Below are 13,081 nucleotides of genomic sequence, written 5' to 3'. Positions count from 1 at the left end.
AGGCACTGACATTTTCCCTATCTCAACCGGAGGTTGGGTTATGTGGTGAGTCCAGTTAAGCCAGATATGATGTAACCCTTATTCTACCTGCCTTCGGGCAGGTATTTTCAGACGACTTTAGTAAGGTCGTCTGAAAATACCTGTTTACAGGCCGGCAGTCCTTATCTGCCACCCGCGTACTGCCGTTATCCATTGCGCACGTCCTTCCGGGCGGACGGCTATTTTTATCAACCCTGTGGGGATACGTCATTCCCTAGGGCATGGCATATTCCCTATTACTTGGAGCTTATGCCATGCACGCATTACCCTTAATTCGCCAATTCAGCGAAACCCGAATCAAACCGAAACTCAACGAAGGTAAAACCTTGGACATCGGGTTGATGTATAAGAAAGCCAATAATGCCGCCGAACGTGGCTATTATTTGCATGTAAGAGAACTTATCAGAGAGGGACTATTCGTCAGATATATTCTTTTCAAATCCCCATACCTGGAACTGCAACTGAACACCGTTTCCCGAAAATCGGCTAAAGCGGAAGAACAGGCATTTAGTATTCTGAAAAGTTTGGTGGATTCTGACCGTCTGAAATCCGCACTGGAAAACGCCGGCTTTACCTGTTGATTCCTATTTTCGAACACTAGGAGAGCAATATGCACACAATGAGCAGAATGGTGGCTGTTTCTTCGGTAACAGTTTATGTATATTCGTCGGAAACACCGTTGAAACAGGCGGATATAAACCTGCTTGCCCCTAGCGGTCGGATCCGCATCACTGCCGAAGTGGAAACCGACGCAAACGCAGATATTATCTGCGAGAGTTTACGCATTACCGACCTCGCCAGTTCGGAACTGGTGAAGGAGGATGGTGAAATTATGCCACTGCCCAGCCTTGACAACCGTCTCTATAACGAGGCCGTTTATGCGGCAGCAAGCTCAGTTTATGGTATCGGTGTAGGTTTGGTGCAGCTTCCCATCCAATACGAATAGTTTTACCTTTTTTAAACCCCGACGGGGCAATTCCCCGTCGGCGGGGTTTTGCTCCGTTTTTTATAGGAGCATATGATGATATACCCCGCATCAAACGCTGAAGGACTCTTTCCTGATTTCGCAGAACTAGACGAAACTGTGAAACTGATGGAGGAGCATCAAAAGCAAATCATTGAAGACTTCAACCGGATCGTCCGAAGAGTGTGCGAAGAGGCCGAGAAGGCAAATGTAACTGAAACAGCCGAGGAAACCGCCGAAGCAGAGCAGTCTGATACCGACATGCCGCTGACGCAGTTTTTGGCCGAATTCGGCGAAAGCCTTTTTCAAGCAGTAACGGAGCAGAACCGGCCCGTCTATCACGGACAAACCTATCCGGAGCTGGAGGAAGTGTTGGATGGTCTTGCCCGACCACTGTTTACGGCACAACGGGAAGTCGTCCGTGCCGTATTGCAGCAGTTGGTCGAGGAAGACAAACCCGCCGCCATTATCAATGCTGAAATGGGCACCGGCAAAACCATGATGTCCATCGCTGCAGCTGCGGCGGCCCATCGTGCAAGACTGCACCGCACCCTGGTACTCAGCCCGCCGCATTTGGTATACAAATGGCGGCGCGAGATCCTCAATACTGTCCCTGATGCCCGTGTGTGGATCCTCAACGGAGCCGATACATTGGCCAAGCTGTTGCAAATCCGCGCCCTTGACAGAAAACCCGAAGTGCCGGAGTTTTTTGTGATGGGCCGTGTGCGGATGCGCATGGGCTACCATTGGCGGCCCGCCTACGCAGTACGCCGCCGGTGGATTCCATCAGAAGGTGCTTCTGAAGGTTATCCGGTAACGGAATACTACTGTCCGAAATGCGGCGGTGAAATCCGGGATGAGGAGAATAAACCGTATCTCAACGAAGTCCGTCTAAAAGACGTGCTGTCCAAAAACCGTTTGTTCTGTAAAAACACGCTCAACGACAAACGCTGCGGCGAACCGCTGTGGACGTTATGTCGGAAGGAGCAGGCGGAAGAGGGCGTTGCTCCAACGGTGTACGAGCGCGTTCTCAAAACCATGACCACTTTGCCCGGCATCGGCCCCAAAACCGCTGCCAAAATCATCGGGATGTACGGCGAGCAGTATCTGGCCGGTCTCTTGGAAAACAACATTCAGGCGTTTTCCAATTTGATGGATGAAAATGGTGATTTTTTGTTCGACGACCGTCAGGCGGCGCGCATTGACCGGGATTTAGGCAAAGCGGAGTTCAGCCTCGGACGCGGCGGATACCAACCCACCGAATTCATCAAACGCTACCTGCCCAAGGATTTTTTCGGGTTGTTGGTGGTAGATGAAGGCCACGAGTATAAGAACTACGGTACGGCTCAGGGGCAGGCGATGGGCGTTTTGGCACGTTGCTGCAAAAAAATCCTGTGTCTGACCGGCACCTTAATGGGCGGCTATGCGGAAGACCTGTTCTTCCTGTTATGGCGGCTCTGGCCACAGATGATGATTGAGGATGGATTCGGTTACAACAAGGGTAATACCTTGGGTTCTGCAAGTATGGCGTTTATGCGTAAGCATGGCGTACTGAAAGAAGTCGTCCGGCATCTTGGCAGCGAATACAGCAACGGATCGTTTACCAGCTCCAAGGCGGAACGCAGCAGTGTGCGAACCGCCAAGGCACCGGGGTTCTCCCCGTTGGGCATTATGCGGTATGTCCTGCCGATTACCGTGTTTTTGAAGTTGCGCGATTTGGGCGAAGGCGTTTTACCCGGCTATACGGAAGTTTTTCGGCCGGTGTTGATGACTCCAGACCAAGAGTCAGCCTACAAAATCATGGAAACTACGCTGCAAACGCATTTGAAAGCGGCACTCAGAAGCAGAGACAACACCCTCACGGGTGTGGTCATGAGTGCTTTACTGGCTTGGCCGGATTGCTGTTACAAAGCACAGGAGGTTTATTGGAAAAAAGAAGGCAAGGTACTCCATCGCACCGAACCGATGTTTGGAGAGGAGGAGATTTCTCCCAAGGAAGCCGATGTGCTGGAAGTAGTTAAAGAAGCCCTTGCCAAAGGCCGTAAAAGCCTGGTTTACACTGTCTATACCGATACCCGGGATACGACAGGCCGTCTGAAAGAGATTTTCAAGCGGCACGGTATCAAGGCGGCGGTGATGAAGGCGACGGTCAAAGCCGATCAGCGGGAAGACTGGGTTGAAGACCGGTTGGCAGAAGGAGTGCAGGTGGTTATCTGTAATCCGGAGCTGGTCAAAACCGGTCTGGATTTGTTGGCATTTCCGACCATCTACTTCATGCAGACAGGTTATAACGTTTATACCCTGATGCAGGCTGCACGTCGTTCGTGGCGTATCGGTCAGAAGGAAGATGTAGAGGTTTATTTTGCCGGGTACAGCGATACCGCCCAGCAAATCTGCCTTGAGCTGATGGGTAGGAAAATTGCCGTGACCCAATCGACTTCCGGCGATATGCCGGATTCGGGTTTGGACATTCTCAACCAGGTCGAAGATTCGATCGAGGTCGAGCTGGCCAAACGTCTGATCGCAAAACATAATTGATGCTTTTGCATCCAACCCACGTCAAGTGGGTTTTTTCAGACGACCTCAACGCGAGGTCGTCTGAAAAAGCCTGTAACTTGGAATCTCATATACTGCAAAGGAAAACCATGAAACACTCTGCCGGTAGTTACATCTCGGATCTGAAAGTAATGCAATCCAATGCCGGATATTATGTCGGCAGGGATTACACTGAAAATTCATTTCCCGGAATGAAAATGCCTTTTTCACGCGAATCAGATTATTTCGCCACTTACGAACAGGCGCATAACTGTCTACAAATCATGAAACTGGAAATGTCCTTGGAAGGTCTCTGATATAATTATTTCAAACGCCGACAGTCGTTTTACTGTCTCGATGCTGCCGTTAAACATCATCATCCACATTCATGTGGCACGGCTATTTTTCAACCCCTTGGCGGTGATATGTTCTCCGCTGGGGGATGTATCTCCGCCTATTTTGTAAAGGAGATACATTATAAGGAAAGGGAAAAACCATGATCATGACCTACAGCTTACTAATTCTGATTGCCGTCATGTTGTATGGTATCTTTAAGCTAGTGAAGTTTGGTGAATCACAGCAAGACACTAATACAAGAAATGACCGGTCATGTTAATTGGTATTCCCATCTTTTAAATGCTTTGTTGCGATTTAATACCAAAGCAATTTAAACTGAACGCTGATACGTTCCTTTTTGGATCAATCCGGCTTGTAGCCGACAATCCCGCTGTTCCGTACCTCTGTACGGCAGTGGGATTTTTCTTGGAAGCTATGCGGTTACGTTTTTTAATCGTATGCGTGTATTCGAACCAATTGTAGGAGTAAGACCTATTTTTTATCGGAGAAAAAATGAGATATAGTACAAACAAAGATTATCAAGTGTTTATACATCAACTGGTATCGGGGGGGGAATGGATTTTCCTACCCAAAAACAGCCGTAAGCACAGTGCATTGCAGCACCGGCTGACCGGTCGAAAAATTCCGATACCCGGCTCGCCGGATCAGGATCCGCGCGGATTGCTGAATTTTAAATCCATGGTACGCCATATAGAACGCGGTAGCACCATCGACTGAACTTTACTTTAACCCCTGCGGGGACTGTCCCGCACGGGGTGGTCTCCGTTTTTTTGAATGGAGACCAATATGGAAACCAAAAATCATCTCATGCACCCCCGTGTCGCAAACAACCACCGCGACCACGGCTATTTCCCCACCGATAACGCCACACTCGCGCGTATAGCGGCCTACCTGGATACCTCAGTTTCCGGCGGTACGCTACGTCTTTTTGATCCCTGCTGCGGTACGGGCGAGGCTTTGGCCACTATCGCGTCCACTCTGCAGACGGAAGAAATCCGCTGCCAAACATTCGGTGTCGAACTCGACAAAGGTCGGGCACAGGAAGCTGCTGGCCGGCTGAACTTTGTTGTCCAATCCGACATTGAAAACTGCACCATGCAGGCTTCGGCCGTCGGATTACTGTTTCTCAATCCGCCTTACGGTTTTACCGCCAAAGACAACCTCTCCAATCAACGCACCAAACGCCTGGAAGAAATTTTCTTTGCGCGTACCTTCGGTACTTTGCAATCAGGAGGCGTATTGGTGATGATTGTTCCTGAAGCCGCGCTGACGGAACATCTGACCGGCGAAATCGCTACCCACTGTACGGATGTCCGTATGATTCGCGCAGCAGTGGATACCTATAACCAACTGGTGATTTTCGGCATTCGACCGAAAAACAAAGCGTCCATAGGTAAGAAACTGGCGGACGCGCAACAGCGGTTACTGATGGACTATGATTCAGCTCCGGAAACGCTTCCAGCCGGCACTCCTGCATACTGTGTGCCGGAGGCTTCGGCCAAAGGGTTCCGCCCAATGAGCTTCAAGGTGGAACACGATGTGCTGGATGAGGAGCTGAAACAGTCTAAAAACCGTACCTTGTGGCCATCTTTCGGACAGCATTTCGGCACTTCTGCCGTATCTGCAGAGAAAAGACGGCCCTTGTGTGCACTGGGTCAGTGGCATGCCGCGTTGGCACTGGCAGCAGGCCAGGTTAACGGAATCGTTACCTCGGCCGGCGGTCGCAGGTTATTGATCAAAGGTTCGACACACAAAACCAAGGTCGAAACCAAGTCAGAGGAGTACGACAGCAAAGACCGCCTGGTCGTGACGCTGACTTCGACCGACCGGTTCTCCCCCAGTATCCGCGCGGTCGATCTGACCGTCGGTTCGCCCGATTACGGGCGTGTCCTGACGATCAAGTAAACAACCGTCAAATTTTTTTCTAACCCTGCCGGGTACGTCCCGCAGGGGGTGTATCCGGAATTTTTTGAAGGATATACCCTATGAACTCCATCAATTTGGCAGGCTTGCCGGAAAATCTTCCCGTGCTTTTCCCTGTCGGCAGGGTGGTTTACACCCGCTCGCTCGACAACTGGGCGCAGGAAAACCTTCCGCGCGACCTCTACGAAAACAACCTCTACATCAAGATTTTATTAGACGCACATCAATGCGGCGTGTGGGATGACCTGCCGCCGGATGATGCCAAAACGAACCGTCTTGCCCTAAAGCCGGGCGAAGAAGGACGGATATTTTCTTCCTATACGGTTGCCGATCATAAAATCTGGGTAATTACCGAGTGGGACCGCAGCGTTACCACGTTTATGTTGCCCAGCGACTATTGATGCGGTGTTTTACCGTAACACCTGCCTTCGGGCAGGTATTTTCAGACGACCTTGATTGAAGGTCGTCTGAAAATACCTGTCTTTACAGGCTGACAGACCTTATCTGTCTTGTGTCCTGCCGTTAAACATAACACACATCCTTCGGGATGTACGGCATTTTCTTTTATCAACCCCGTGGGGAACACAATCCCTACGGACTGTGTTCTCCGTTTTCTTTTTAAGGAGCAACATAATGCAAAACTTTATTGTATGGATGAATCCCGATAGGGAAGAATCGGCAGCTGCGGCAGCTAAATTAAACGGTGCAGTTTTGACTGCCCACACGGATGGTGCCATGGCCGCTATTAGACGTGAACTGAAAATATTGGGATTAGGGGCTGATTTGGCCATCTTTGCCCAAACCTGTGAAGAGTTTGCCAAACAGGCTAATGCCGACATGGTTTGTATCAGCAGTAGCAATGGTGATGCTGTTGCAGCCGTCACTTACCTTGAGGACGGATACGCCGGTGAAGGCGTATCCGCCGTTGCCGACATGCGCTATCTGATGTCTGCCTATCGGCAGTATTTTAACCGTCCTGACAAAATGGTTATTTTTCAGGTGGCATTGCAGTATTTATCAGATGAAGACATCGCCTGGATTTTCCGCCGCCACAGCAATGCCATCATCGAGTGGCAGTCGAATGAAGGGCTAGGACTGTACGAGTTCGGTTTCAGTCTATCCGATGTTCTGCCTGATGGCTGCCGCCATGTGCTACGCGAAGTCGTCACCGGCTGGCTGCACCGTGAAATCCTGCCCGAACTGTACGCAGAGTCGGCATAACTTCCGTGCTTCTTTTCCAAGCCAGTGGGACCGTCGTTCCGCTTCCTGAAGGCAAAGTTACCGTTTCGGTTTCTTTGCCTTTTATCTAAAGCACCTGTCGTCTGAAATGTGCTCCGGATTCCCGGTGGCGACTCTTTTATCAACCCGGGCGCATGCCCATTAACCTGCGGGTTTCCTTATCCGCAGGGATAGGGATTCCTGCTTAGGAGCTTTATATGCCTAATTGGTGTAGTAACAGCCTTCATTTTGAGGGCAACCCCGAACGTATCGCTGAAGTGGCGGAACAAATTCTGATCAAAACCGACGATGGGTATCAATTCAGCTTTCAGCATATTGTACCCATGCCGGAGGAGCTGATTCTTCCCGAGGTGCCTGATAGGTACATGCAGCAGACCTGGTTTCAAATTGCTCAACAACCTGAAAAGAAGTTGATCAATTTGGAACAGGAAATGCTGGAACAGCGCGATAAATCCTCTTGGTCCGTTCAATATAGATTGCCGGATGAACTTTTCTCCGAATTAAAGCAATATTTTTCGGAAAAATTTGATTGGGACAATCTGACTGTTGGTGAAGTATTTACCCATTTTGAAGATAACGCTGAAGTCGCATCTCGTTTTCGTTACGATGTACAATTTGCAAAGCGTATTGCGGAAAACATCCACCAATACGGTTATCCGGATTGGTATGAGTGGCGATTGGCTAACTGGGGCTGCAAATGGGACGTAGATCCCGACTGCACTTTTGTGACGGTTGGGAAAAGCGACATCTGGATCAGCTGTGACACTGCCTGGGGTCCTCCGGATAGGCTTTATAAAGAAATCGCCAAACGCTTTCCTGACCTTGTCTTTGAAGCCAAATACTTGGAGGAGGGAATGTGGTTTGCGGGATCTTATGAAGGTCATGAAGGAGCATTGTTCGATTATCCGTGCACAGATGATGAAGTCCGTGACTTCGCTATCGAGCACTTTGGATGCGAATACGATGACGATGATTAAAGAAATTTGATTTCGTTAAACGTATTGGCAACTCATCCTGCGGGGACAAACCCGCAGGGTTGTCTCCCGCTTTTTTATGGAGATTAAAAATGATTGATAATCAGGATAAAGGGGTCACTCAGGCTTCATGTGGAGCCCGATTCATCCTAAAACAGGAAAACGGTAAACGTATCCTTTACCTTAACCTGCCCGATGGTAGTAACGAATTGAATACCATTTGGCAGACGGACGAGTATGACTTCACCGTACCCGACTTAGAAGTCAGCATCGATGTTGAATCCCTTTACACTGCTGTTAGACTTTTGAACGAAAACCAGGGCATTTTGCACAGCATCAGTGCAAAATGCAGTGCGGATTCGTTCGGTTTCGAAGGAAAGTTGAGATACGAAAGATTGGATGTAAAGCCTTTCCCTATGAATTCTTTCTCTTATTATCTGGAGTTCTACAACGACTGGACAGGGACGCTGTATGAACTGGACTTATCACCGTTTCTGGAAGACTTTTTCGGAGAGTGTGATCCTGAATCCAAGCTTGAAGCCTGTTTGAGGCAGCATTTGTGTCTCAAATAATCTTTTTCAAAACCAACGGCCACTGATGTGGCCGTTTTTTTATCTTCATACTCTTCTTTTTTGGGGACTCTGCCCCCAAGCCCCCGGTCTCGCCGCCGACGGCTCGGGAACAGGGAACGGCCTCCAGCCTACACCTGCTCCCTCACTTAATGATCATTTAGGGGAGGGGTTGCATACGGTGAAGGCCGTCTGGTTTTTAGACGACCTTCACAATAGATAGAAAGGGAATCCACGGAAATATAAAAGGTCGTCTAACCAGGCGACCTTTTATATTCGGTTAATGTTATCCACAGATTTTGTGGATGTCTTGGGGAAATCTTACCCTCTCAAAGCAAACAGGATGATGAGGAGTGCAGCAATGCGATTGCCTTGCTCATTTAAAGGTCGAAGGGATTGGGTATTGACTTCGTAAGGAAATTTCCTTACAATAAACAGAATGCTTTAATCTAAGCAGTTTTTAACAATATCAATAAGTTCCCAAGCCGTTAAGTAGATGTGTGTAACTAGGACATTGAAGTCGCAAGTAGCAACAGTAAATTTGAATGAAGGCAGGGCAAAGAGACCATGAAGATTATTTTTGATGCAGTGTCAACCATGACCAGCAAAAACCAAACAACCATTCCCGAGTCAGTACGCAAGGCATTGGGGCTGGAAAAACAGGACAAAATCCGTTTTTCCGTCTTAGACGGCGGACAGGTATTGCTAGAAAAAAACAATACTGAGGAAGAAGAATTTGAGCATGATCCAGTTGTTGGAAAATTCCTGCATTTTTTGGAAAATTCTATGACAAAAAATCCGAATTCCATCAAACCCACATCTCAATCACGCTTTAACCGCCTTCGCCAACTGACTTGGGAGACAGATATGAAAGACTAATATGCCTGACTCCCCCATGCAGATAAACGGATATACCGTTTACGAACACGAATGCTTTACGCAGCAATTAGACAGACTGGCCACTACGATAGAAAGCCAGAAACGATCCGAAAAATCCAGTAGATCCGAAGAGACCAAACTGCTGAAACGGATCTTAGACGAAATAGAAAATATTGCTCTTAATCCGGATAGCCCGGAATATCGGCTTGGCAAGACACTCGGCTCGGAATACAAATTTTGGCGACGTGCCAAGTTTATGGGTAGATATCGATTGTTTTTCCGTTACGACTCAAACAGTAAAATCATCATTCTCGCATGGGTAAACGACTCGGGTACGAAAAGAACTTATGGCGGCAAAAATGATGCATATACCGTGTTCAAAAAAATGCTGGGGAACGGAAATCCTCCTTCAGATTGGACTACACTGCTTGACGCAGTATCAAAGGAATAGAACAAAAGAGAAACAGCCCTTATGGGCTGTTTCTCTTTTTATACTATCCCTTGCCTAGTTGGTGTTCAGGCTGCAAATCAGCTTTCGTTTCATAGGCACTGCGGCGCGCCCATCGAATACCAAACCGGAAGAGCAATCGGTTGTGAATTGGTCTTATGATATGGGGCTCTGATGCCCGTCAAATTACTTAATTATAGGAAAATAATTTCAATACTCTTTCTTTTTTCATATCAGTTTTAATTTATAACGTACGATATAAATTAGATTTACAAATACAATCAAAAATTTTTTTTAATTTAATTTATTAATTTATAGAAACTTTAAGTGGGCCACTTTTTAATAGACACTTTAAATTAGGCACTTATTAAAAATTATACTAAAATATCCTAGTCACTTAGGGTATACCTTAAGTTACCTAGCATAAAACAAAAAAATCACCCAACCGTTTAGAAGCAGGGTAGAGCACTCAATATCCGATTCGGATATTAGTCACCCGTGCAACCGACAGGGTTAAGAGTGAAAGTTATTTTTCAAACCGCGTCGTTTTTTCTCTTCATTGACAAAGTGCCGAAACATGGTCAGTGAAAACCACATAAGGCAGTAACAAGTCGCGGATTTACCTGTTAAGCAAGATGCAAGACAAAATCGAAGAGATTTGAAATGAAGAAATTGATTTTAGCAGTGGTGGCTTTTGGTTTTAGCGAAACGACCTTTGCGGTCTATCAAGGTTTATATACCGGCAGTGAAGGGCGGAGGATTGTATTTTCACATCATCCTGATGACGGCATGGTTGTGTACAGCCTGAATATTTCCGACAGTACAGGCCGGCCGATGACGAAAAACGGTATTCTTTACCAATCCCGTAATACCAAAAAACCAGTAGCCAGAAATGACTATACATTCGGCCAAACCAGCCCGTATTATGATGATGATGCCAAAAGCGGATGTCTGATTTCGGCAAAATGGGAGCAGGGCGGCGTTTTAAAACTTTCGGCAGATAACAGTTGCAGTAAAACAGAAAAAACCGTTTATACCGGTCGTTACACTTTTACAGACAAAATTGTATTCCCTGAAAAATACCGTGGCGCTTGGGCAGCTAACTGCCGGAACAACGATCCGGCTGAATGGTTGCGTATCGGCAAAAACTCATTTACCCAATTTACGGATTTCACACCGGCAACCGTTATCAGCACCAACAAAACGGACGGTATGCTTGTTGCCGCCGCAGTTGAAATCAGTGAAGGTGCCAGCAGTCGTTCGTTTTTAATGCTTAGATCGGAAGGGAGTAAGCTGAAAGTAACTGGCGAACATCACGGCGACAGAATTGACATGACTGTGCAAAAATGTTCCGCCAAGGCAGGATTGTGATGAAAATAGCTCGTATTTACGGCCGTGTCAGTACGGATGACCAAGATTTCAAACGACAGTACCGTTTGGAAGAAGAGGCCAGGAAACAAGGTTATTATGTTGCCAAGACCTATATGGAAAAGGCTTCGGGAACAACGGCCGACCGGCCTAAACTGAACGAACTGATCGACGATTTGCAACTCGGAGATGTCGTTATTGCCGAGCACATCGACCGGATCAGCCGTCTGCGGCTGCCGGATGCCGAACGGTTGGTCAATCGGATTAAAGACAAGGGAGCGGTATTGTCGATTCCCGGGTTGTTGGATTTGTCGCAACTGAACATGGATGGTCAGCCGGAAATTGCCAAGATTTACCTGAACGGCCTGTCAGATATGTTGTTGAAAGTCGCTTTGCTGATTGCGCGTCAGGATTACGAGACCCGTAAGGAACGACAACATCAAGGTATCTGGCAAGCGCGGCAACAGGGTAAATACCGTGGCCGCCGCCCTGATGTCAACCTACACCGCAACGTATTCCGGTTGCGCAATGCGGGTACAAGCATCAACGAAACAGCAAAATTGGCAGAATGCAGCCCGACTACGGTTAAGAAAATTATGAAGATGTACAGCAGTATTGATGATATTCCGCTTTGATTAAGCATAACCCGCATCAACTGCCAGTAGATTGGAAATAGCCGCCGGTATCGGTCGCAGCATGGGATATGGCCTTGCCGGTGGACTGGAAGTTTCCGCTACTACTTGGGCGCACGGCAGTGCGTTCAGTTGTATGGAAATAGCCTTCCTGTTTCTTAACGGATTTTTTAGTGGCTTGGGCTGTGTTAAGACGGCCAGACCCGCGCATCGGCGTTGGCTTGGAAGGCAGGCTGACACGGGGTGTTTCAGCCATTGCGGAAACGGAAATTTTTTGCAGATTTTTCTGTCTATAATTCTCTGTTTTGGATGATTTTTCTTGAAACAGACGGTATAGGGAAGTAATATTGCGGACATAGGCACGGGTTTCCTTAAATGGGGGAATACTGTGACCGTATTTGCGGACTTTTCCCGGTCCCGCATTATAGGCAGCCAATGCCAGATCGACGGAATTAAATTCGTCTAGCATCTTACGCAAATAGCGGCTACCGGTACGGATGGAAACTTCGGCATCGAATAACTGCAAATGGTGCACACCCAAATCGGCAGCGGTACCTGGCATGACTTGGGTCAGACCTGTCGCTTTGACCTGTGAAACCGCCTTGCGGTTGTAACGGCTTTCGTAAGCCACCAGTGCCTTGAACAAATCTGGATCAACACCTTCCTCGCGTGCGATTTTTTCAATGGCGGGACTGTATTTCCAGTAGTTTGCAATCATCGTCAGACAGGATTTGTTAGCAATTTTGCCTTGCAGACACCCCTCTACCTGCTCTTTGGCACTTTTAGCGAAAGCGGGTTGTGCGGCCAAAAGCACGGCCGCCAAAACGATAACGACGTTTTTTTTCATTTTGCAATACCTCGGACAAACAAACGGGATATTTTTGGAAATCTTCGACAGGAGTAAGGCTATGAAACAGAATAATCAGAACATCGACCTGACCAAAGTGGATTTGACCCAGTTGGATAGTGAGTCTATGGATCGGTTGATTGATGCCTTTAAAGGAACACAATACTATAAACACCAAAATAAAATTGCAAAAAACTTTGCTGCAATTATATTTTTAATAGTAGGAAGCATATTCATGGTACCCGTTCTCTTTACTGTTTATGCACTTATATTTGGTTAATTTAAAATGACTTTTTAAAAAAGAGCT

Annotated in this window: 16 protein-coding genes; 15 read left to right on the top strand and 1 reads right to left on the bottom strand. The window is 47.5% G+C overall.

Annotation, left to right across the window (positions count from 1 at the left end):
- Positions 1 to 293 precede the first annotated feature (293 nt).
- The 14 genes from ACTHTU_RS01265 (at position 294) to ACTHTU_RS01200 (ending at position 11,930) form a co-directional block, all read left to right on the top strand.
- Positions 294 to 620 carry a hypothetical protein gene (locus tag ACTHTU_RS01265; protein WP_107697282.1) on the top strand — a complete coding sequence of 109 codons (327 nt, stop codon included), beginning with the start codon at positions 294 to 296 and terminating at the stop codon, positions 618 to 620.
- Positions 621 to 649: 29 nt separating this feature from the next.
- A complete protein-coding gene (locus tag ACTHTU_RS01260) occupies positions 650 to 985 on the top strand; it encodes a hypothetical protein (protein WP_440361514.1) in 336 nt (111 codons plus the stop codon).
- A gap of 75 nt (positions 986 to 1,060) precedes the next feature.
- The gene (locus ACTHTU_RS01255; protein ID WP_440361611.1) at positions 1,061 to 3,541 is read left to right on the top strand and encodes a DEAD/DEAH box helicase family protein; all 2,481 of its coding nucleotides are present in this window, start codon (positions 1,061 to 1,063) and stop codon (positions 3,539 to 3,541) included.
- Positions 3,542 to 3,648: 107 nt separating this feature from the next.
- A complete protein-coding gene (locus tag ACTHTU_RS01250) occupies positions 3,649 to 3,855 on the top strand; it encodes a hypothetical protein (RefSeq protein ID WP_107697279.1) in 207 nt (68 codons plus the stop codon).
- Between the two features lie 532 nt (positions 3,856 to 4,387).
- Positions 4,388 to 4,612 (top strand): hypothetical protein, encoded by a 225-nt coding sequence (locus tag ACTHTU_RS01245; protein ID WP_440361513.1) that lies wholly within the window; start codon positions 4,388 to 4,390, stop codon positions 4,610 to 4,612.
- A 69-nt stretch (positions 4,613 to 4,681) separates the two neighbouring features.
- Positions 4,682 to 5,800 (top strand): DUF6094 domain-containing protein, encoded by a 1,119-nt coding sequence (locus ACTHTU_RS01240; protein ID WP_440361512.1) that lies wholly within the window; start codon positions 4,682 to 4,684, stop codon positions 5,798 to 5,800.
- Positions 5,801 to 5,880: 80 nt separating this feature from the next.
- Complete coding sequence (locus ACTHTU_RS01235; RefSeq protein ID WP_440361511.1) at positions 5,881 to 6,219, top strand: hypothetical protein; 339 nt, start codon at positions 5,881 to 5,883, stop codon at positions 6,217 to 6,219.
- Between the two features lie 232 nt (positions 6,220 to 6,451).
- Positions 6,452 to 7,039 carry a hypothetical protein gene (locus tag ACTHTU_RS01230; protein WP_049323170.1) on the top strand — a complete coding sequence of 196 codons (588 nt, stop codon included), beginning with the start codon at positions 6,452 to 6,454 and terminating at the stop codon, positions 7,037 to 7,039.
- 215 nt (positions 7,040 to 7,254) lie between these two features.
- Positions 7,255 to 8,034, top strand: coding sequence for a hypothetical protein (locus ACTHTU_RS01225; RefSeq protein WP_440361510.1), 780 nt, complete (start codon positions 7,255 to 7,257; stop codon positions 8,032 to 8,034).
- 89 nt (positions 8,035 to 8,123) lie between these two features.
- Positions 8,124 to 8,603 (top strand): hypothetical protein, encoded by a 480-nt coding sequence (locus ACTHTU_RS01220; RefSeq protein WP_107697271.1) that lies wholly within the window; start codon positions 8,124 to 8,126, stop codon positions 8,601 to 8,603.
- 564 nt (positions 8,604 to 9,167) lie between these two features.
- Positions 9,168 to 9,479, top strand: coding sequence for a type II toxin-antitoxin system PrlF family antitoxin (locus tag ACTHTU_RS01215; RefSeq protein WP_440361509.1), 312 nt, complete (start codon positions 9,168 to 9,170; stop codon positions 9,477 to 9,479).
- A gap of 1 nt (position 9,480) precedes the next feature.
- Positions 9,481 to 9,930 carry a type II toxin-antitoxin system YhaV family toxin gene (locus ACTHTU_RS01210; RefSeq protein WP_107697268.1) on the top strand — a complete coding sequence of 150 codons (450 nt, stop codon included), beginning with the start codon at positions 9,481 to 9,483 and terminating at the stop codon, positions 9,928 to 9,930.
- Between the two features lie 660 nt (positions 9,931 to 10,590).
- Positions 10,591 to 11,298, top strand: a complete 708-nt coding sequence (locus ACTHTU_RS01205; RefSeq protein ID WP_440361508.1) for a hypothetical protein — start codon at positions 10,591 to 10,593, stop codon at positions 11,296 to 11,298.
- Positions 11,298 to 11,930, top strand: a complete 633-nt coding sequence (locus ACTHTU_RS01200; protein ID WP_440361507.1) for a recombinase family protein — start codon at positions 11,298 to 11,300, stop codon at positions 11,928 to 11,930. The genes ACTHTU_RS01205 and ACTHTU_RS01200 overlap by 1 nt, the downstream gene beginning before the upstream one ends.
- 16 nt (positions 11,931 to 11,946) lie before the next feature.
- Here the strand turns inward: ACTHTU_RS01200 and ACTHTU_RS01195 are convergent, their stop codons facing one another.
- Positions 11,947 to 12,774: a lytic transglycosylase domain-containing protein gene (locus tag ACTHTU_RS01195; protein ID WP_440361506.1), complete on the bottom strand. Its 828-nt coding sequence runs from the start codon at positions 12,772 to 12,774 to the stop codon at positions 11,947 to 11,949.
- Positions 12,775 to 12,835: 61 nt separating this feature from the next.
- On the opposite strand from ACTHTU_RS01195, the gene ACTHTU_RS01190 reads away from it, so the two are divergent.
- Positions 12,836 to 13,054, top strand: coding sequence for a hypothetical protein (locus tag ACTHTU_RS01190; RefSeq protein WP_440361505.1), 219 nt, complete (start codon positions 12,836 to 12,838; stop codon positions 13,052 to 13,054).
- Positions 13,055 to 13,081: the final 27 nt, after the last annotated feature.

It is taken from the genome of Neisseria sp. P0020.S005, from assembly GCF_051957055.1.
Taxonomy (GTDB): domain Bacteria; phylum Pseudomonadota; class Gammaproteobacteria; order Burkholderiales; family Neisseriaceae; genus Neisseria; species Neisseria subflava_A.
Note: the sequence above shows the minus strand (reverse complement) of the source record. Positions and strands in the feature narration are given on the sequence as shown.